Origin of the sequence: uncultured Ferrimonas sp. (genome assembly GCF_947489035.1) — a bacterium.
In the GTDB taxonomy this organism is placed as follows: Bacteria; Pseudomonadota; Gammaproteobacteria; order Enterobacterales; family Shewanellaceae; genus Ferrimonas.
Genome location: NZ_CANLCI010000023.1, coordinates 16,146 through 37,744, shown reverse-complemented (window position 1 = coordinate 37,744; position 21,599 = coordinate 16,146). Strand labels below are relative to the sequence as shown.

At 57.0% G+C, this 21,599-nt stretch carries 14 protein-coding genes; 4 read left to right on the top strand and 10 right to left on the bottom strand.

Annotated features, from left to right (window positions below; genetic code table 11):
* Positions 1 to 54 precede the first annotated feature (54 nt).
* The 3 genes from Q0796_RS13475 to Q0796_RS13465 are packed head-to-tail and all read right to left on the bottom strand — an operon-like array spanning position 55 to position 5,781.
* On the bottom strand, positions 55 to 1,539 hold the full coding sequence (locus Q0796_RS13475; protein ID WP_298444103.1) for an efflux transporter outer membrane subunit: 1,485 nt from the start codon (positions 1,537 to 1,539) through the stop codon (positions 55 to 57).
* Positions 1,536 to 4,640, bottom strand: a complete 3,105-nt coding sequence (locus Q0796_RS13470; protein WP_298444102.1) for an efflux RND transporter permease subunit — start codon at positions 4,638 to 4,640, stop codon at positions 1,536 to 1,538. Before Q0796_RS13470 ends, Q0796_RS13475 begins: the two co-directional genes overlap by 4 nt.
* Positions 4,641 to 4,650: 10 nt before the next feature.
* A complete protein-coding gene (locus Q0796_RS13465) occupies positions 4,651 to 5,781 on the bottom strand; it encodes an efflux RND transporter periplasmic adaptor subunit (RefSeq protein WP_298444100.1) in 1,131 nt (376 codons plus the stop codon).
* A gap of 214 nt (positions 5,782 to 5,995) precedes the next feature.
* On the opposite strand from Q0796_RS13465, the gene Q0796_RS13460 reads away from it, so the two are divergent.
* On the top strand, positions 5,996 to 8,236 hold the full coding sequence (locus Q0796_RS13460) for a S9 family peptidase (protein ID WP_298444099.1): 2,241 nt from the start codon (positions 5,996 to 5,998) through the stop codon (positions 8,234 to 8,236).
* A gap of 107 nt (positions 8,237 to 8,343) precedes the next feature.
* Here the strand turns inward: Q0796_RS13460 and Q0796_RS13455 are convergent, their stop codons facing one another.
* From Q0796_RS13455 to Q0796_RS13440, 4 genes are all read right to left on the bottom strand, one after another.
* Positions 8,344 to 10,368 (bottom strand): Cache 3/Cache 2 fusion domain-containing protein, encoded by a 2,025-nt coding sequence (locus tag Q0796_RS13455; protein WP_298444097.1) that lies wholly within the window; start codon positions 10,366 to 10,368, stop codon positions 8,344 to 8,346.
* Between the two features lie 240 nt (positions 10,369 to 10,608).
* Positions 10,609 to 12,642 (bottom strand): Cache 3/Cache 2 fusion domain-containing protein, encoded by a 2,034-nt coding sequence (locus Q0796_RS13450; RefSeq protein ID WP_298444096.1) that lies wholly within the window; start codon positions 12,640 to 12,642, stop codon positions 10,609 to 10,611.
* Positions 12,643 to 13,219: 577 nt separating this feature from the next.
* A complete protein-coding gene (locus Q0796_RS13445; RefSeq protein WP_298444094.1) occupies positions 13,220 to 13,567 on the bottom strand; it encodes a hypothetical protein in 348 nt (115 codons plus the stop codon).
* Between the two features lie 18 nt (positions 13,568 to 13,585).
* Positions 13,586 to 14,731, bottom strand: coding sequence for an iron-containing alcohol dehydrogenase (locus Q0796_RS13440; RefSeq protein WP_298444092.1), 1,146 nt, complete (start codon positions 14,729 to 14,731; stop codon positions 13,586 to 13,588).
* 288 nt (positions 14,732 to 15,019) lie between these two features.
* Between Q0796_RS13440 and Q0796_RS13435 the strand changes: the two genes are divergently transcribed.
* On the top strand, positions 15,020 to 15,922 hold the full coding sequence (locus tag Q0796_RS13435) for an AraC family transcriptional regulator (RefSeq protein ID WP_298444090.1): 903 nt from the start codon (positions 15,020 to 15,022) through the stop codon (positions 15,920 to 15,922).
* Positions 15,923 to 15,974: 52 nt separating this feature from the next.
* Here the strand turns inward: Q0796_RS13435 and Q0796_RS13430 are convergent, their stop codons facing one another.
* Entirely contained in the window at positions 15,975 to 16,652 is a 678-nt protein-coding gene (locus tag Q0796_RS13430; protein WP_298444089.1) for a YoaK family protein, read from the bottom strand.
* A 255-nt stretch (positions 16,653 to 16,907) separates the two neighbouring features.
* On the opposite strand from Q0796_RS13430, the gene Q0796_RS13425 reads away from it, so the two are divergent.
* Entirely contained in the window at positions 16,908 to 17,426 is a 519-nt protein-coding gene (locus Q0796_RS13425; RefSeq protein ID WP_298444088.1) for a TetR/AcrR family transcriptional regulator, read from the top strand.
* Positions 17,423 to 18,481 carry an alcohol dehydrogenase family protein gene (locus Q0796_RS13420; RefSeq protein WP_298444087.1) on the top strand — a complete coding sequence of 353 codons (1,059 nt, stop codon included), beginning with the start codon at positions 17,423 to 17,425 and terminating at the stop codon, positions 18,479 to 18,481. The genes Q0796_RS13425 and Q0796_RS13420 overlap by 4 nt, the downstream gene beginning before the upstream one ends.
* A 93-nt stretch (positions 18,482 to 18,574) precedes the next feature.
* Here the strand turns inward: Q0796_RS13420 and Q0796_RS13415 are convergent, their stop codons facing one another.
* Positions 18,575 to 20,926, bottom strand: a complete 2,352-nt coding sequence (locus tag Q0796_RS13415; RefSeq protein WP_298444086.1) for an alkaline phosphatase D family protein — start codon at positions 20,924 to 20,926, stop codon at positions 18,575 to 18,577.
* 270 nt (positions 20,927 to 21,196) lie between these two features.
* Entirely contained in the window at positions 21,197 to 21,436 is a 240-nt protein-coding gene (locus Q0796_RS13410; protein WP_298444085.1) for a hypothetical protein, read from the bottom strand.
* Between the last annotated feature and the right edge of the window lie 163 nt (positions 21,437 to 21,599).

Sequence of the window (21,599 nt, the reverse complement as noted above, 5' to 3'; positions counted from 1 at the left end):
GTTGTTACTTAAGCTGGGTTAAGGGCTGGGTGAAGGGCTGCATTAAAAGCAGGGTTAAGGGCTGGGCAACGGCGGTAACGGGTTGCCACGCCAGCCGCCGCCCAAGGCACGAAACAGCGTCAGCAGGTTGGTTTGCTGCGACAGATCCAAGCTGATTAACTGCTGCTGAGCCGAGAAATAGCTGCGCTGGGAATCCAACACGTTGTAGAAGCTGTCGACCCCTTGGCGAAAGCGCAGCTCCGACAGCTGAAAACTTTCGCCGGTGGCCGCCACCAGCGCTTGCTGCGCCTGATACTGCTGCGCCAGATAGCGCCGCGCCGCTAACGAGTCCGCCACTTCTCGAAACGCATTTTGGATGGTTTGCTCGTAGGTGGCTAAGGCGATGTCGCTGTTGGCTTTGGCGATCGCCACGTTCGCGTCCAATTCGCCCCAATGAAAGATCGGCACGCTAAGGCTAGGGCTGAAGTTCCAACTGCGGGCGTCGCCACTGAACAGATCGTCCAGCTCGCTGCTTAATACCCCCGCCGTGGCGGTAAGCGAAATGGACGGAAAATACGCCGCCCGTGCCGCGCCAATGTTGGCGTTGTTGCCCATCAGTTGATATTCCGCCTGCACCACATCCGGTCGCAACCGCAGCAAACTGGAGGGTAAGCCCACCTGCAGCGGCGCCAACCACGATGACGAGACCGACTGCGCTGCTGATGGCAGTAAGTCATCGCGAATGCCGGTGCCCACTAACACCGCCAGCGCGTTGCGATCTTGCGCTAAGCTGCTTTTAAAGCGCGCCAAATCCACCTGAGCCGTTGCCACCGTTACCTGCGCTTGCGCCACATCCAAGCCCGACACCACCCCATTATCGAAACTTTGCTGGGTTAATCGCAGCGAATCTTGCTGGCTGTCGAGGGTCTCTTGCGCCAACGCCACCAACGCGTGATTGGCCGCCAACGACAGGTAACGGCTGGCGATTTGATTGATCACGGTGATCTCGGTATTACGCCGCCCCTGCTCGCTGGCTAAATAGCTAAACAGCGCCTGCTGCTCCAAATTGCTGATGCGGCCAAAGAAGTCGAGTTCGTAACTGAGCAGCCCCAAGTTCGCGCTGTATTGGCGGCTGATGCTGGCTGGCCCACCGGCGCTGACGGCCTCTGGCAACCGTTGCTGTTGCGCGCCAACGTTGGCGTCGACATTGGGAAACTGCTGGGCGCGCTGCACCCCATACTGCGCTTGGCTACGGCGCAACGTGTGGGCGGCAATACGCAGATCGCGATTGTGCTGCAGCCCCAGTTCTATCAGCTGCTGCAGCTGCGGCGACAACACAAACTGACGCCAATCCAGCTCAGCCTGACTGCCGCTTGATGCGGCGGGTTCGCCCTCTTCGCCGTTATCCGCCGCTTGCGGCCACTGCGCGGGGATCGGCGCAGCAGGGCGCTGATAATCCGGCGCCAGATTGATGCAACCGCTCAGCGTTAATGCCGACAACAGCGGCATCAGCAACGACAACCGTGGCCAAGCGCAGGCGCTCCAAGAATATGCTCTCATCCGGTGGCCTCCGCCTTGCGGCTAAACAGTTGCATCACAAACACAAAGAACAGCGGGATAAAGTAGATCCCTAAGAAGGTGGCGGTCAGTACGCCGCCAACTACGCCGGTGCCCACCGCGTTTTGCGCGCCGGAACCCGCCCCGCTGGAGATCGCCAACGGCAACACCCCAAAGCCGAAGGCCAGCGAGGTCATGATGATCGGCCGCAGCCGCACTTCCGCCGCCCGCCACGCCGATTCCAAAATGGTCATGCCCTGATCGTGATACTGCTTGGCGTACTCGACGATCATGATGGCGTTTTTCGACGATAAGCCCACGGTGGTCAGCAGCCCCACTTGGAAGTAAACGTCATTAGACAGGCCAAACAACCACGTTGCCAACACCGCCCCTAACACCCCCAGCGGCACCACTAAAATCACCGAAAACGGCACCGTCCAGCTTTCATACAACGCCGCCAAACACAGGAACACCACCAAGATCGACAGCGCATACAGCAGCGGTGCTTGGTTGCCCGACACCCGCTCTTCGTAGCTCATGCCGGTCCATTCCAGCGCCACCCCACCGGGCAAACCGGCCACCAACTGCTCCATCGCATCCATCGCCGCCCCCGTGCTAACGCCGGGCTTCGGCTGGCCTTGGATCTGCATCGACGCCACGCCGTTGTAGCGCTCTAACCGCGGCGAGCCATACTCCCAGCGGCTGTTGCTGATCGCTTTCAGCGGCACCATCTCGTTGCTGCTGTTGCGCAGATACCAATCATCCAGCTGCTCTGGCCCCATGCGATAGGCGGCATCGGCTTGCACATACACCTGTTTCACTCGGCCACGATCAACAAAGTCGTTAACGTAGGAGGAACCAAAGGCGGTGGTTAAATTGCTGTTGATGTCGGCCACACTGACCCCAAACGATTCCGCTTTCAGCTTGTCGATGTCCACCACAAACTGCGGCGTGTCATCCAAACCATTGGCGCGCACGTTCATCAGCAGCGGGTGTTGATTGGCCTGTTGCAGCAACTGATTGCGCGCCGCCATTAAGCCCGCATGGCCAACCCCAGCGCGATCTTGCAGGTGCATATCAAAGCCAGTGGCGGTGCCCAGCTCAATGATCGCCGGTGGCGCAAAAGCAAAAGCCAGCGCCTCTTTAATGCTGAACAAAAAGCCTTGGGTGCGCGCCATTACCGCGTTCAATTGCCCTTCGGCGTTATCCCGTTCAGCCCAAGGCTTAAAGTTCATGAAGAACATGCCGGCGTTGGAGCCATTACCGGCAAAGCTGAAACCGGCCACGGTAAAGATGGAGTTTACCGCCGCCGTTTCTTGGTTGATCACGTAGTTCTCGGCTTTCTCTAACACCGCCAAGGTTTGATCTTGGGTGGCGCCAGCAGGCAGGCTAACCATGCCCATCATCAAGCCTTGATCCTCGTTCGGCAAAAAGGAGCTTGGCAGCCGCGACAAGAAGCCCGCCGCAACCGCGGTCAGCAGCCCAAACAGCAACATCGACAACAGCACCTTGCCGCTGATCCACTTTACTCGGCTAACGTAGCTGTTGGTGATGGCATCAAAGGTGCGGTTAAACCAACCAAAGAACCCGGTTTGCTTCGGTTCGCTGTGGCGCATCAGCGCAATGCACAAGGTGGGCGATAAGATCAGCGCCACCAACACCGACAGCGCCACCGCCGACACAATGGTGACCGAAAACTGACGATAGATGATGCCGGTGGTGCCGCCGAAAAACGCCATCGGCACAAACACCGCACACAGCACTAAGCCGATGCCGATAAGGGCGCCAGACAGTTGCTTCATCGCTTTGCTGGTGGCTGCCAGCGGCGACAGGTGTTCTTCGGCGATGATCCGCTCCACCCCTTCCACCACCACAATGGCGTCGTCCACCAGCAAGCCGATGGCCAACACCATCGCGAACATCGTTAGGGTGTTGATGCTGTAATCCATCGCCAGCAAGATGGCAAAGGTGCCCAGCAACACCACGGGCACGGCGATGGTGGGAATTAAGGTGGCGCGCAGGTTCTGCAAAAACAGAAACATCACCAAGAACACCAGCACCACCGCTTCAATCAGGGTGTGCACCACGTTTTCAATCGACAGTTCAATGAACGGGGTGGTGTCGTAGGCCAGTTTGACGTTAACCCCCGCCGGAAAGTAAGGGCGCAGGGTTTCCAGCCGATCGTTCACCGCCTGCATGGTGTCCAGCGCATTGGCGCCGGTGGCCAAGCTGATGGCCACCCCTGCCGCGGGCTTGCCATTAAAACGGCTTGAGGTGTTGTAGTTGGCCGAGCCCAGCTCAACCCGCGCCACATCCCGCAGCAACACCTTGGAACCATCGGCGTTCACTTTCAGCAGGATCTGCTCAAATTCATCCACGGTGGTCAGCAGCGCTTGCACGCTGATGGTGGCATTGAGCTGCTGATCCGGCAGCAGCGGTGCCGCCCCCAACTGCCCTGCCGAGATCTGGCTGTTCTGAGCCGAAATGGCGGCATTCACATCCGACGGCATCAACCCAAAGCCTTCCAGCTTGTTGGGATCCAGCCACACCCGCATGGCGTAGGCCGAGCCAAACAGCTGCACCGAGCCCACCCCGTTCACCCGCCCTAAGGGATCCTCCAGTTGGCTGGCAACAAAGTCGGCCAGATCCCCAGCGGATAAGCGCCCATCTTCGCTGTACAGCGCCAGCACCATTAAGAAGCTGCTGCTGGCTTTGGCCACCGTTACCCCTTGGCGCTGCACCGATTCCGGCAACGAGGCGGTGGCGGCAGACACCTTGTTTTGCACCTGCACCTGCGCCACGTCGGGATCGGTGCCCGCCAAAAAGGTTAAGGTGATGGTGCTGGAACCAAACGAATCCGAAGTCGCCGCGATGTACTGCAGGTTATCCAACCCCGTCAGTTGCTGCTCAATCACCTGAGTGACCGTTTGCTCGGCGGTTTTGGCCGACGCGCCGGGGTAGGACGCGCTGATCTGAATTTGCGGTGGGGCAATATTGGGGTATTGCGCGATTGGCAAGCTTGAGAGCGACAACAGCCCCGCCAGCATCACCATGATTGACAGTACCCAAGCGAATACGGGTCGGTCGATAAAAAACTGCGCCATCAGTTTGCCCTCACTGCTTCAGCTCTTGCACACCGCCTACCGGCGCTCCGGGACGCACAAATTGCAGCCCCTCTAAAATCACTCGGTCGCCATTACTGAGGCCGCTTTGCAGCAACCAGCTGCTGCCGATCATCTGCGACACCTCCACCGTGCGTTGTTCCACCACGTTGTCGGCGCCCACCAGCATCACCGACGCCTCGCCGGTGGCGGTGCGGCTAACGCCTTTGGCGGGGATCAAGATCGCGTCTTGCTTGGTGCCTTTAACCAACTCGGCACGAACAAACATCCCCGGCAACAGCTCGCCATCGGGGTTGGGAAAGGTGGTGCGAATGGTGAAGGTGCCGGTTGAGGGGTTAACGTTGATGTCGGCAAACTTGAACGCCCCCACACGCCCATACTTTTCGCCGCTGTCAAAATAGAGCGACACATTGGCGCCATCGGCGTCGGTATGCACAATCTCGCCGCTGGCCCAGGCGCGGCGCAGCTGATGCAGCTCGCCGCTGGATTCGCTGACGTCCACGTACATCGGATCAAACTGCTGCACGGTAACGAGGGCATCACTTTGGTTGGCGGTCACTAACGCTCCTGCGGTCACCCCGGATTTGCCAGCACGGCCACTGATGGGCGCGTACACCTTGGTGTATTCCAGATTGATGGTGGCGCTGCGTTTGGCCGCTTGGGCGGTATTCACATCGGCTTGGGCTTGTTCGTATTGCGCTTCGGCGTCGTCGTAATCCTGTTTCGATACCGCTTTTGAACTGACCAAGATTTGATAACGCTCGGCCTTGGCCTTGGCGCTTTTCAGGTTGGCTCGCGCCTTGCTGAGATCCGCCTCGGCGCGCGCCAGTTCCGCTTGATAGGTGGCGGGATCAATCTGATACAGCTGCTGCCCCTGCGTGACCTCGGCCCCTTCGGTAAACAGTTGCTGCAGCAAGATCCCCGAGACCTGTGGCCGCACTTCCGCTTCCAACGAAGCGTGGGTGCGCCCAGCCAGTATCGACGACAGCTGCAACGGCGCACTGGCAACCGTCATCACCCCAACTTGCGGCGGCGGAAACCCCTGTTGCTGTTGCGGGGGTTGCTCGCACCCCGCTAACAACCACAGTACCGCCATGCCAATCACCATCAGCCACTTGTTCATAGAACCCCTCTGTCGTCTTATCACCGCGCTGGAGCGAGCTTAAAACGTAGCAAAGTCGACAGATTTAGCGTTCTTCCACCCACAATAAGGCTCGTTTTCAGGTCGTTAAAACCCTCATTCCGATGAAAAATTCACACTTTTTCGGCGCGCAAACAGCAGCATTCGCCCGCACAAAATTGGTAACATAAAGAAAACAGTAAAATGACATTTCGATATGGATATCAAAACACTAGCCCTTGGCTTTAGCGCCCTAAGCGTAAGCCTATTCAGCAGCGCTGCCTTGGCGCAACCGCTCACCATTGAACGGATTTTTGCCGATCCCCAATTAAGTGGTGCCAGCCCACGAGCACTGCAATTCTCCCCCGATGGCGATCGGGTTACCTACCTCAAAGGCCGCAGTAACGATTACCAACGGTTCGATCTGTGGGAATACAATCTGCGGGCACAGCGGCATCGTTTATTGGTGGATTCGCAGCAACTGCATCAAGGCGATGAACTGCTGTCTGACGAAGAGAAAGCGCGCCGCGAACGGCAGCGGATCTTTGGCAGCGGCATTATGGAGTACCGCTTCAGTGACGACGGCAGTGCGCTGCTGTTCCCATTAGCGGGGGACGTTTACCACTACCAACTGGCCGATCATGCCGCCCGCCGGATCACCCAAACCGACGCCTTTGAAACCGACATTAAGGTGTCGCCGGAAGGGGCGTTTGTCTCGTACGTGCGCGACCAAAACCTGTACCTTACCGAGCTGGCCAGCGGCGAAGAAACCCAGCTGACCTTTGATGGCAAAGGGCCGATCAAAAACGGCATGGCGGAGTTTGTCGCTCAAGAGGAGATGGATCGATTAAGCGGCTATTGGTGGTCGCCGGATGACAGCAAAATTGCGTTTTTGCGGGTGGATGAAACGCCGGTGGCGCAGATCAGCCGTTCCGAGATCTACGCCGATCGCATCGAGATGATCCAGCAACGCTACCCTGCCGCCGGTCAGGCCAACGTCAACATTGAACTGGGGGTGCTTGAGGTACAAAGCGGCCAAGTGGAGTGGATCGATTTGGGTGATCAGCCCGATTTCTACTTGCCCCGGGTACGCTGGGCCAACGCCAACCAATTGAGCTTTCAGTGGCAAAGCCGCGATCAGCAGACCTTAAAGCTGGAACTGGTGGACATGCACAGCGGCGAGCAGCGCACCTTGCTGACCGAACGCAGCAAGCACTGGCTCAACCTGCACAACGATTTGCGCTTCCTTGACGACGGTGAACGCTTTATCTGGGCGTCGGAACGCGACGGCTTTAAGCACCTGTACCTGTACAACAACCAAGGCAAAATGCTGCGCCAATTAACCCAAGGGGATTGGGTGGTGGATAAACTGGAAGCGATTGATAAGCAGCAAGGGCTGGTCTATTTCAGTGGCCGCAAAAACACCCCGTTGGAACGGCAGCTGTACCAAGTCAGCTTAAACGGCGGCAAGATCCGCCAAGTCAGCCAGCGCAGCGGCATGCACGCCTTCGCCTTTGCCGACGATGGCTCGGCCTACCTCGATACCTTTTCCAGCCCCAACCAGCCGCCGCAGGTGTCGCTGCACACCAATCAAGGCAAGCACCTAGCCTGGATTGAGCAAAACCAGTTAACCCAGCACCACCCGCTTAAGGCCTATCTTGATCAATGGGTTACCCCAGAGTTTGGCACCATCAAAGCCGCCCAAGGGCACACTCTGCACTACCGCATGTACAAGCCCAGTCAGTTTGATGCCAACAAGCAATACCCCGCCATCGTTTACCTGTATGGCGGCCCCCACGCGCAGTTGGTCACCAACAGTTGGGATAAGCCGTTTCACCAATATCTGGCGCAGCAGGGCTACGTGGTTTTCACCGTTGATAATCGCGGCTCTAACTACCGTGGCACCGAGTTTGAACGCGCCATCTACCAGCGCATGGGCCAGCCCGAGGTGGCGGATCAGCTAACCGGCGCCAAGTTCTTAGCCCAGCAGCCCTTTGTCGATGGCAACCGCATTGGCGTGTTTGGCCACAGCTACGGCGGCTACATGGCGCTGATGATGATGTTTAAAGCCGGCGATCACTTTGCGGCGGGGATCAGCGGCGCGCCGGTAACCGATTGGCGCCTCTACGACACCCACTACACCGAACGCTATCTAGGCCACCCAGATAAAGTGCCCAAGGCCTACGAGCAAGCCTCGGTCTTCCCTTACGCCAAGCAGCTGGATAAGCCGCTGCTGATCTACCACGGCATGGCCGACGATAACGTGCTATTTAGCAACACCACCGCGTTGATCCAGCAGCTGCAAGATCACAACAAGCAGTTTGAACTGATGACCTATCCGGGCAAAAAACACAGCCTGCGCGGCAAAAAGACCCGCACCCACTGGCACACCATGATGGCGACCTTCTTTGATAAGCACCTGCAGCCCAAGGCAAACTTGGCGGCCGTAGCGCCTTAAACAGCCACACCGCCAACGCCAGTGCACCGCCCTAGCGCGCACTGGCAACACCAAAAAAGGGAGCCCACCAGCTCCCTTTTTTAGTTTTTGTAACGGCTTGCAGCGGCTTAGCTGAAGTAATCCACCTGCTTATTGAGGTTTTCAGCCAAACGTTGCAGCTCGGTCGCGCTGTCGGCGGTTTGAGCCGAGCTGGTGCGCGTTAAGCGGTTCAAGTCGCTGACGTTACCGGCGCTGGAAGCGATCTCTTGCGAGACCTGCGCTTGCTGCTCTGAGGTGGCAGCGATGTTCTCTGCCATCGACGCAATGCCGTTGATCTGCACCGTAATGCTGCGCAGGGATTCACCGGCGGCGGCGGCTTTTTCTTTCACCACCACGCTGGTTTGCTGGCTTTCGTTCATCAACTCCACCGCCGAGCCGATCCGCTGTTCTAACTGAGTGATGATCCCAACCACTTCCTGCACGCTGTTTTGGGTGCGATGGGCCAGCTGACGCACTTCGTCGGCCACCACCGCAAAGCCACGGCCTTGCTCGCCAGCACGGGCGGCTTCAATGGCGGCGTTCAGGGCCAACAAGTTGGTTTGCTCAGCGATGGAATCGATCATGCTGGTTACCGCTTGGATGTTTTTCGACTCGTCGTTCACCTTATGAATGGCGTCGGTCGAGGCGTTCAGCTGGGCATCAAAGCTGCCGATCTGCTGCTCCATCTCTTGCACCAGCACGCTGCCCTTTTCGCTGTCGTTGTTCGCGGTACGCACAGTAACAGCCACGGTTTCCACTTGCTCGGCCACGGCGTTGGCCGATTGCGCCATCTCTTCAATCGCGGCGGCCATCTGATCAATCTGATGCTGCTGGCTGTCGGATTGGGTCAAGCTGTTGTTCGCTTGGGTGGCCACTTGGCTGGCCCCTTCGCTGGAACGCTCGCTGGTGCCTTTAATTTCGCCCACCAACAGATGCAACTGCTTGGCCATTTGGCGCATGCTGTAGGTCATGGCCGTCACTTCGTTGCGGCTGTCGTCGTCTACCCGTGGAATGTCGACACTGACGCGCCCCAAACCCAGTGCGGTCATGTATTCGTTGGCGTCTTGCAGTGGCCGCAACATCCGCCCCAGCAACATCATCACCAGCATAACCGTGATGGCCGACGCCAAGATGGCGACACCGATCAGCACTTCCAGCATGGTTTCGGTTTCTTTGGTCACCTCTTTAATGAAGGTGCCGCCGGTCACAACCCAGTTCCACCCTTCCACTTTGGCAAACGCCAGGTACTTCTCGCCGCTCACGCCGTTGTATACGTGCGGGTAGCGGATCACCCCGGTGTCGGCTTCAAACAGCTTTTGGAATGGCTTTTCTGCGGTGGCCTTAGAGATGATGTTCTGGCCTAAGTTTTCCTGCAGTGGGTGGTGCAGATAGGTGCCGCGGTTGGCCGCACTGTTATCAAACACGATGGAGTAACCGGTATCGCCCCAAGGGATCTCAGCCATGGTGGCAAACAGGGTTTTGGAGACTTCAGACACGTCCATCGCCACCGCAGCGGCGCCAACAACGGTGCCTTTGGCGTTCATCAGCGGCGAGTAGTAGGTGATGTAATCCCGCCCGAATAGCGACACCTTGTTGTAGAAGTCTTGACCGCGGTTGATGCTTTGGTAAGTGGCGCTGCGAGGATCCAGTGGGGTGCCTAAGATGCGCTGACCGTTGGTGTTGGTCAACGACGTGGAGATCCGCATAAATTGACGGCCATCGCGCACAAACACCGTGGCGGGAATGCCGGTATCGCGGCCAAACTTATCGATGATGGCGTTGCTGCTCAGCAGGGTACCGCCAGCCGCCAACTGCGGCATGCTAACGCCATTCACCATCACGCTGCTGCCGTCGAAATCAACGCCGGCTAAGTATTCTTTGCTGAGCGCACTTTGCAGGGTTTTCGCTTGCGCTAAGTAGCTGTCGAAGCTGCTTTCTAGGGTGTGGCTCAGCGCTTTAATTTCAGCCTGATGGTTGTTCAACGCCTTTTGCGTTAACGCTGCCGAGCTTTGGTAATAAACAATGGTCGCGGTGGCAGCAAAAGCCAGTGAAATCAGTAAGGCTAACATCAGCCCCAACTGTACTTTCAGGCTGCGGTTACTCAAATTAAACATCAAACACCCATGCGGTTAGCAACTGCCATAAGTTGGCAACTTCTTTACAATCAACGAATTACATTCATTGCTTTAAAATTCAGCCGCGTAGTTGAACAAGAAACACACACTAAGTCAAAAGGGATAGACGATGGGGGTGCGGTTTTTTGAACTTGCTCACGCCAGTGAATCTTTTTGTTTAAACGGCTTAAGTTTCAACACTTTTAGGCGCCACTGCGCGGCGCCTAAAAGTCCGTCGGCTTAGTGGAAGAAATCCACTTGTTCGTTCAGTTCGCTGGCCAAACGCTGCAGCTCTACCGCGCTGTCTGCGGTGGCCGCCGAACTGTCGCGGGTCATCCGGTTCAGATCGCTGACTCGACCGGCGCTCGAAGCGATCTCTTGCGAGACCTGCGCTTGCTGTTCTGAGGTGGCGGCGATGTTCTCCGCCATCGACGCAATGCCGTTGATCTGGCTGGTGATGCTGCGTAAGGACTCGCCAGCGGCGGCGGCTTTGGATTTCACCACTTGGCTGGTTTGCTGGCTTTCGTTCATCAGCTCCACCGCCGAATCGATGCGGCTCTCCAACTGGTTGATGATCCCCACCACCTCTTGCACGCTGTTTTGGGTGCGGTGCGCCAGTTGCCGTACTTCATCGGCCACCACCGCAAAGCCACGACCTTGTTCGCCCGCACGGGCGGCCTCGATGGCGGCGTTCAAGGCCAACAGGTTGGTTTGCTCGGCGATGGAGTCGATCATGTTGGTCACGGCTTGGATGTTTTTCGACTCGTCGTTCACCTTATGGATGGCGTCGGTCGAGGCGTTCAGCTGGGCATCAAAGCTGCCGATCTGGAGCTCCATCTCTTGCACTAAGGCGCTGCCCGATTCGCTATCCAGATTGGCGGTGCGAACGGTGCTGGCCACCGATTCCACCTGCTCAGCCACGGCATTGGCCGATTGCGCCATCTCTTCAATCGCGGCGGCCATCTGATCAATCTGCTGCTGCTGACTGTCGGATTGGTTCAAGCTGTTGTGTGCCTGCTCGGCCACTTGGCCAGCGCCGTTGTTCGAGCGCACGCTGGTGGATTTGATCTGCCCCACCAGTTCGCTTAAACGCAATGCCATGGCGCGCATGTCGTGGGTTAAGTTGGTCAGTTCGTTGCCGGAGTTGGCATCAACCGCGGGGATCTGCACGCTGACGTTACCTTCGCCTAACGCCGCCATATACTCTTTGGCGTGATCCAGCGGCTTGATGATCCGCCCCAGCGCCAGCATCACCACCGCCAAGGTTAAGGCACTGGCCAACGCGGCCAACCAAATAATGGTGTTCAGCAGCTCGGCGGATTCTTTGGTGATCTCGCTCACGTAGGTGCCACCGGCCAACACCCAATCCCAGCCCGACACCTTGGCGAACGCCAAGTACTTATCGCGGGCGATGCCGTTTTCCTGCTCGGCGTAGCGCAGCACGCCCGCCTCCTGAGCAAACAGCTGACCAAAGGGCTTCGCTGGGGTGGCTTGGCTTAATACGCTCTGGCCTATTTCGCTGCTGCGCGGATGATGCAAGTAACGACCGCGGTTGGCGTCGCCATTGTCGAACACGATGGAGTAGCCGCTGTCGCCCCAGCCGATGTTGGCCATGCTGGCAAACAGCAGTTTCGACACTTCAGACACATCCAATCCCACAAACGAGGCGCCAATCACTTTATCGTCGGCGCTGAGCAGCGGGGCGTAGTAAGTCAGGTAATCGCGGCCAAACAGCGACACCTTGGCGTAGTAATGCTGGCGCTGTTGCAGTGCTTGGTAAGCAGGGCTGCGGCGATCAAGGGCACTGCCCACCACTCGCTGACCACTGTTGTTGGTTAACGACGTCGACAAACGAATGTAATCCGCCCCCTGCTTAACAAAGACCGTTGCCACGGCACCGGTGTCTTGGCCAAATTTATCCACAAAGCTGTTGCTGCTGACTTCGTTGCCGTCCACCAGCAACTGCGGCAACAGCTTCCCGCCAATCTTAACTTCGTAGGATCCCATCTCTAGCCCAGCCAAATACTGATTAGAGAAGCTGCGCTCCAACACCGACACCTGCGCCAAATAGCCTTGGAAGCTTTGCTCTAAGGTGTCGCTTAACGCTTCAATCTTGGATTGGTGCTCCAGCAGCGACTTACTGAGCAGGGTGTCGTAGCTTTTCTGGTACACCAAGAAGGCGGTCAGCGCGAACGAGAGCGCCACCAAGACACCAATGATCAGCGCAAGCTGAAGGCGGATGCTGCGGTTTTTGACATTAAAGAAAGTAGACATTCAATAACCAACGGAAGAGTTTAAGAAAGGAAATAAATCAACGAACCATATCCATAAAACACGGCTAAAAATGCCCTGTGGATATAACTCTACGGGCGACAGTATAAAGCTCGAATGATATTTACTGTCAAATGCCCTAGTGACTTATTACAACAGAGTGTGATCTTAATGATTGATAATTAATTATTGCATCGAACCTTTATGAACTAAGCCGCAAAAGCCGCCCAAAACCTCGCTCAAAACACAAAATAAGGCGGCCGCAGTGAAACGTTCTCAACCGCAAAGTTCATTATCAACCAGACGAAAAAGCGCTACAAAACAAGAGATTAAAAACAAATAAACAACAACCATCTTGCCCATTGCAGACAAGGCGGCAACATTACTGCCACAGCAGTACAGAGCCAACACAAGCCGCCATTAAGAGACTGGCCTTAACGGCATTAAGAATTATCTTACACGGCCACGTAAGCGTTAATTTATTTCGCACAAAACATCACGTTAAATTTAATGATCCACTTTAATTGCAAACGAATAAAATAAAACCACCTTACTAAAAGTGGCAATAAAATACGCTGCCCTAACATAGGCAAGGATCGGCGGCAAGATTAACCCCAGCACAAAATATCGCAACAATTATCAATATAAATAACATCAACCACTTCGCCTTAATTCCAGTGAAACAGGCTAACCGAGCGGCGCCAGCACCCGGTGCCGCTTGTTGCTTGACGATCGCCTGCCGCTCGCCGCGGCTCGGTTCACGGCAGCAGGCAAAAAAAAAGCGGCGTATCTTTCGATACACCGCGATAACATTTTGTTGGTTAGGCATAGCAACAAAATATCGGTTTGCCGCTTGCAGCACACCCGATAGGGAGATTGCCTGGTAGCTTAAGCCGCAACCAAGCAATGAAATGTGAACGGCGGCCACGCGTGACCGCCCTTGGGGTTAACGCGCCAATTCCAGCATCTGTGCCAGTTCATCTTGGCCAACATCGCCATGTTCGCTCATGCCTTGGCGGCCATGCTCTGCCAAGCTCGCCAGTACCTTAGCGATGGCATCGCTGCCCAGCTCAACCTCGGTTAATGAGGTGGGTACCTGCATCAGCTGGAAGAACTCCACCAAAGCAGCGATGGTGGCGTCGATGCGCTCATCGTGGCTGCCGCTGTGGATCCCGAATACGCGCTGACCCAGCTGCACAATTTTAGCGCCTTTTTGCTTCCGGCGTGCCTGCATAACCGCAGGCAGCATGATCGACAGGCTGCGGGCGTGATCGATGCCGTAGTGGCCGGTCAGCTCGTGGCCGATCATGTGGGTGGTCCAATCTTGTGGTACCCCAGCGCCAATCAAACCGTTCAGTGCCATGGTGGCCGCCCACATCACGTTGCTGCGTACGGCCATGTCGTCGGGGTTCGCCAGTGCGATTGGCCCCTCTTCAATCAGGGTCAGCAATAAGCCTTCGCTGAAGCGATCCTGCACCTTGGCGTTGTGATCGAACGTGAGGTACTGCTCCATCACGTGCACAAAGGCATCCACCACACCGTTGGCAACCTGCCGTGGCGAAAGGCTTAGGGTTACTTTTGGATCCAACACCGCGAAAATGGGGCGCACGCGCGGATCGCCAAAGAACAGCTTCGAGTTACCCCGCGACACAACCGAGCCAGCGTTGGATTCCGAGCCGGTGGCGGGCAAGGTTAATACGCAGCTTACTGGCAGCGCCGTTGGCGAGGTTTTGCCTTTGGCTAAAATGTCCCACGCTTCGCCTTCGTAGCCGACCGCAACCGACACAAATTTGGTGCCATCAACCACCGAGCCGCCACCAACGGCCAGCAAGTAATCGAACCCTTCGGCGCGCACTTTCTCTACTGCCTGCATCAAGGTGTCGTACTGTGGGTTGGCTTCGATGCCACTGAATTCGCCCCATTGATGTTCAGCCAGCGCCGCGGCCACTTGGTCGTAAACGCCATTGGCTTTAATTGAACCGCCGCCATACAGCACCAACACCTTCTTATCCTTAGGGATATCTTTGCTTATCTGGCTGATCTGGCCTTCACCAAAGTGGATGCGAGTGCTGTTTTCAAAACTGAACTTCATGGTTGCTCCTTGTAAACCCGGTGTTGGTTAGCCCCAACGCTGACGATAGAGTACGCCGCAAGCGCCACCGAGGCCATGCCAAGCCCTACAGAAAACATGCCTGATCCTACCAAGGCGGCATTACTGACCGCGATTGGCGGCGTTGGCAGCGGCAAGGACTGTTGGCTCCCACGCTGCCGCAGTAACCTCTTGCCTATCCCTACCACAAGTTAGCTCGTTTCTGTTAATTGCGGCACTGTGGTTGTCAAAAACTACTTCACGGGTAACAATTGCGGGATGGAGGCACCAATGCAAACACTACCCGATACGTTAACTGCCCTGTGGCAGCAACATGGCCAAGACCAAGCCAACGGCCATGCCGAAAGCTACCACAGCTGCATTAGCCTGTTTCGGCGCGAGCAAGAACACCACATGACGCCGGTCATGTATCAGCAAGGGGTGGTGTTGCTGGGCCAAGGCCATAAAGCCGCCATGATTGGCGAACATCAGTTTCGCTACGATGCCAACGATGTGCTGATCATCGCCACCAGTTCGCCGCTGGAATGCCACGCCTACGCCAGTGAAGACCAGCCGCTGCTGGGGCTGTATCTGCCGCTGTGCGCGCAAACCTTACGGCCCATCATGGAACAGTTGGTGCACCAGCGCGGCGCCGATTATTTTCAGCCCTATTACGGCATTGGCGTAGATAGACAGCCACGGGATCAACGGCTGCAACACGCCATTGATGGCTTGGCCACGTCGCTGCTGGATCCGGTTGATGCAAAAATACTGGCACCGAACTGGATCAACAGCATCTACTACCTGCTGCTTACTGGCCCCAAACGTCATCTGGTGGCGGCGTTAACCCAGCAAGATCAGCACTTGGCGCGGATCAGTGCCAGCGTGGAACACATTCAGGCTCACTGCGAACAAAAGCTGACGGTGGAACAACTGGCCAGCATTGCGGGCATGAGCGAATCCGCCTTCTACCGCGCCTTTAAAAGCGCCATGAAGGACTCGCCACTGCAATATTTGAAAAAGATCCGCCTCAATCAAGCCAAGAATTTGATTCTGCACCAAGGCTATGCCGCCAATGTGGCCGCCTTTGCGGTTGGCTACGAAAGCGCGCCGCAGTTCAGCCGCGAATTCAAACGCTACTTTGGCGTGCCCCCAAGCCAAGCCGCCCAGATTGGGCTGATGCAATCGGCTTAACCACCAAGCCACAGCACGGGCCGACTGTGGTTTTGGTTGCGGCGAGCGCGGTTTAGTCGGTTCGCTGCTGCCCCAACGCCCGTTGCCGCAAGCCGCGATACAGCGCCGCCAACACCAAGCAGGACCCCATTGGCAGCAGCAAGGCGTGGAACTGCCACTGCCCAAACAGCAGCGCGCCGATGCCGCCGCCCATCACAAAGCCCAAACACAGCAACAGCAATAAACCCGCTTTGCGTTTATCAAAGCGTTCGCCCCGTAGCGCGCCCCCCAGCATCATCCCCAGATCCGTCACCACCCCCGTTAAGTGGGTGGTGCGAACAATGGCGCCGCTGTAACGAGTAACCATCGCGTTTTGCAAGCCACAGGCCATCGAGGCCAAATACAGCCCAGCAAAGGCACCGTCTTGCAGCAACCACAACGCCGCCGTCAGCAGCAGCGCCTCCAGCAGCAACAGCAGATCGTAAAAGCGGCCTAGCTTCACAAAGCCGCTGGTCAGCACCAACCCCGACAACATCGCGCCCGCACCAAAGCTCAGTAACACCCCAGCCAGATGCAAGACCAGCGTGGCTTGCCCCTGAGCCATAGCCACCCCAAGCCGAGTCACGCTGCCCGAGATGTGCGACACCGCTTGGTGTTCTAACCCCAACAAGCCGATGGCGTTGATCACCCCCGCTTGCAGCGCCAACATCAAGGCACCCAGCTCCATCCACTTCGGTAATTTTGTGATCATCAATTGGCTCCCGCACTTAAGCGCCGATCATACGCCGCTGTGGCTCACTGGCCTGTGAAATGGCGCTCAGAAAAAGGCGCGACCGAGATTAACTGTGGCCGATGCCCTGCCTGCTGGCGACCCATGCAGGAGATCGCAGCCTCGGCCTTGCTTCTGTACGGCTTCCTCCCCATGGCGAAACCACAATAGTTTTGACACAGGTAGAACGAACGCTCTATCCTAAAGGTAGAACACTTATTTTACCTGCGAACACTCATGCTTAAAGATCAAATCGCCGCCAGCCTAGAGCAGGCGTTTAGCCGCTATGGTTTCGCCGAACCCAGCGTGACCCAACTGAAAACCGCCTGCAACGTCAGCCTGCGAACCCTATACAAACATTACCCATCAAAAGAGGCGATGATTGTGGCGGCGCTGGCGTATCGGCATCGCCGCTATCTCGACTTTTTGCGCGATGGTGCGCCCACCGCAGGCACCGCCTCGGCCATGCATATCATCCATCGGCTAGAGCTGTGGATGCAGCAATACGCCCCCTGTGGCTGTCTCTCGTTGAACGCCATCGCCGCGTTTCCCGATAACCCCGAGATCACGCAAGCGGTGCACCAACACAAACAACAAGTGCGCCAATTTTTAGGCCAACAATGCCAACAACCGGCGCTGGCAACGACGCTGTTTTTACTGCATGAAGGGATCTCAAGCGCATGGCCAATCCTCGGTTCAGAGGCGATAACTGCGGCGCAAGAAACGGCAGTGCAACTGCTGGGAGAACAACCATGATTGCCCCCTTGCCAACCACCATGAGCGGAGTGCAATTGCTGGGGCATGGCGGCCCCGAGATGCTGCAATATCAGCAAGACATTCCACGCCCCAACCCCAGCGCCAACGAAGTGCTGATCCAAGTCGCCGCAGCGGGCGTGAACAATACCGACATCAACACCCGAACCGCTTGGTATTCCAAAAGCGATGGCGCTGACGACGCCAGTTGGTCGGGGCAGGCGCTTCGCTTTCCGCGCATTCAAGGCGCCGATGTGTGCGGCACCATTGTCGCCGTGGGAAGCAATGTCTGTGCAACCCGCATCGGTGAGCGAGTGCTGATCGAGCCCTGCCTTCGCTACGCCAACAGTCAGCCGCTCAGTGCGCCGTGGTACTTTGGCTCGGAATGCGATGGCGGCTTTGCCCAATACACCGTGGTGGCTTCACAACACGCTTATGCCGTGAATAGCCCGCTGTCTGATATTGAATTGGCGTCGTTCCCCTGCTCTTACTCAACCGCTGAGAACATGCTGACTCGCGCCACTGTCGGTGCCACCGATAAGGTGCTGATCTCCGGCGCCTCCGGTGGGGTTGGCTCCGCCGCGGTGCAGTTGGCCAAAGCGCGCGGGGCGACGGTCATTGCCATCACCAGCCCCAGCAAATATCAGCAACTGCGTGACGCAGGCGCCGATCAAGTGTTGTCACGCCATGAGGATCTGCTGGTCGCGATGGGCAGCAACAGCATTGATGTGGTCATCGATCTCGTCGCCGGCGCCCAATGGCCACAGTTTTTACAGTTACTAAAACCCGGTGGCCGCTATGCCGTTGCTGGCGCCATTGGCGGGGCTTTGGTTGAACTGGATGTGCGCTCACTCTACTTAAAGGATCTCAGCTTTTTCGGCTGTACCGTGTTGGCACCTCAGGTGTTTCAAAATCTGATCAACTGCATCGAACAAGGCAAGATCCGCCCCATGGTGGCCCACACCTTGCCGCTGCAACAGATAGCGGCGGCGCAGCAGCGGTTCCTCACCAAGCAGCACGTGGGCAAAATCGTGCTCACCATCGACCACGAACACTAACGCCCACTAACGCCAACAACGGCGCCAACCGCAGCCATAAAAAAAGGCGGTGCTCACCAGCACCGCCTGTCGATTCCCAGCCCCCTATCGAGCTTAGGCTTCAGCCACCGTCAGGTTGCTGCCGTCCCAATTGATGCGGTGAATGCGCACCTGCGCTAAGAACGCTTCGGGGTTGTCGTAAAACGACTGCTTGATGTAATCCACCCCATTCAGCACCGCCGGTACGTTGTGGTACTCCACCGCCACGCCGCTGGCATTGGCGGTCATCACCCCAACGCCGTGTTCCCACATCTTGGCGAGGCGCAGCTTGCTGTCTACGTCGTCGCGGCTGCTGGACGCTAAGGCGATGGCATCAAAGAAGTACTTTAATTGGCCGATCTCCTCTGGCACATCCCCCAGCTGACCAAGCAGATCGGTTAGCCCGGCATCCAAGAAGGAACCAAAGCTGCCGGAGCTGACCGAGCTGGTGGTGAAATCCACCGAGCCCAAGCCGGTGCTGGCGTGTTTCGGGTGCTCGGTAACAAAGCTGGCGTGAATGTCTCCCGACACGGTAACGGTGCCGGTGGCGCTCAGCAGCTCGTTAACCAGCGCCGACTTAAACTGCGGCAGGCCATCCCAGTGATCGGCGTTCAAATAAAAACGCTGCTTCAACGCCGGTGGCACCAGTGCCGAGTCTAAGATCCCTTCCAGCATCGGCACGTTAGTGCTAACGCGGCTGGAGGACAGATCCGCCAGCAGCGGCGCAAACGACACCGAAGAAGCCATCACTTTATTGCTGGCGGTGGAACTGGCCAAGGTGGTTTGCAGCCAAGCAAATTGCTCAACGTCGTAGGCGATTTGGGCGGTGCCGCCCTGCTGTTGAGCAAGGTACTCTTGGTAAGCGGCGTACACATCAAAGCTGTCTTTAATCACCAAGTAGCGCGAGCCCAAGTTACCAAACAAGCTGGTTTTGCCCATGGTGTAGAACGCCAAGCCGGTATCAACCCCGCTTTCTGGCAACGCTGGCAACCCTTGGATTGGGTGCGCCGCTGGCAAGCTGGCCTTGGCGCCCGCCAGCATCAAGTTAAGGTAGCTGCTGGTCAGCTTGCCTTGCACCGCTGCCACTGCGCGCGCTTGCCCCTGCGCCAACGCTTCGGCTTCGGTTAAGCCTAAGCGGCTGCCCAGCTCTTGGGCGTACAGCCCCGTGGCAATTTCGGTAAAGGCCGCTTTGTATGGCGCCATTGCCGCGTCATCAATGTTGATCACCGGGCTTAACTGCGCCACGGTGGCGGCAACCACTGCCGCGTCGATCCCCAAGGAGGTTAAAAAGCCGCTGACGGTCTGGCTGTCCATCGCCACCGTCGCGGGGAAGGCGTCTTCTGGGATCAGATGATCTGGGCGGAAGGTGCGGTAATCGGTTAACGCCAGATCGAGGTGCTGCCCAAAGCGCAATTGACGATAGATTTTGGTGTTGGGGAACAGCTGTTCATCGCTGATGCTCAACGCCCCGGTGCCGCTGTCGCCGTGGGGGGCGGCGTGATCCAGTGGCATGTATTCAAAGTACACCTGCTCGGCGTTGCGCTTACGCTGCAGCTGTTGCTCGGCCATGGCGCCATCAAAGTAGGTGGCGTTGGTCTGCCAGCTGTCATCGGAAAATTCGTGATCGTCCCAAATCGCCACCAACGGGAAGCGTTCGTGGATCCGCTGCAGCAGCGCATCGCCACGGTAGGTTTGGTACAGCTGGCGGTAGTTATCAACGCTGGCGGCCGCTTGGTAGGCGTCGTCGCCGCTGCCAATCTGGATGGTGCCGTCGCTGTCGTTAAATTCAATGCTGCGCTCCCCCCCAACCTGCTGGAAGCTGCTGTCGCCGCTGGTTTCGTAGATGTAATCCCCAAGGTGCAGCACAAAGTCCAAATCGTCCTGCGCCAACAGCGACAGGTAGGTGTTGTAGTAGCGCCCCAAGTAATCCTGACAAGAGACAAAACCAAACTTCACCGCCACATCGGCATCCGCCGCTGGCGCGGTTTTGGTGCGGCCGGTGCGGCTGCTTAAGTAGTTGCCGTCGCTGTTTTGCTGCATAAAGCGGTAGTAGTAATGGCTGCCAGGTTGCAGATCTTCAACCCGAATTTTCAAACAGCCATCGCTCTCTTCGCTTACATCAAAGCGTTGATCCACCAGCAGATCATCAAATTTTTCGTCGCTGGCAACTTGCAGCATCAGCGAGCTGCTGCCTTCAAAACCGGTTAAGCGTGTCCACAGGATCACCGAATTTTCGGTGGGATCGCCCGACATCACCGACTGCGGAAACAGCGCTTCGGTAACGGTAATGCTGGCTGGGGTTGGTTGTGGTGGCGGCGGGGTGGCGGCGGTGTTGTTGTCGTCATCACAGCCCGCCAAGCCAAGCACAGACAGGGAACTGGCGGAAACCACCAGCGTTCGCAAAAAGCGGCGTCGAGTAAGAGCCATACGGTCATCCTTGAAATTGTTATTGTCAGCGCAGCACTGCTCACCAGTGCCGAGTTGGGGTTTATTACCATCATGGCGGCGCCACGCCAGCCCGCGGTTAAAATCACAAGCGCATCATAGTGATAACAAACCACGACGCTTTGGTGAACAAGGGATGACACTTCAACGACAAGATTGGCGCTTAAAGACAAAAAAACGCGCCGCCAAAGCCGCGCGTTGAGGTGGGAACCGTGGCCGTGGCCTCAGCCTTGGCCGCGCCCTTGCCGCTGCCTATTTCAGATGCTCATCGAACACCCGCTCGGCGGCGCTGGTCAGCGAGAAGTGGTCGCGAATGTAGTTAAGGGTGGTGATCTCGGTGGCGGTCATGCCTTGGCCATCGTTGGCGCTGTTGATCAGATCCATCGCTTCATCTTGCGAGATCCGCCCTTCGCCGCGGCCAGTGGTGTGGGCTTTGGCCATATCCAGCAACTCTTTCTCTAAACGAACACCATCAATTTGTACGTATGCCATGAGTGGCTCCTTGTCAGTGGGTTAATCAATCCACTCGAAACCTTAGTCGATACTGCTCAAGCCGGAGCGATTGTGGCCAAGTTTCCGCTGCGGTTGTTTGGGGTTGCGTTGCTACAGCCCCAGTGAGATGGTGATAAGCAATGGAGTAAAATGGAATAAAGGC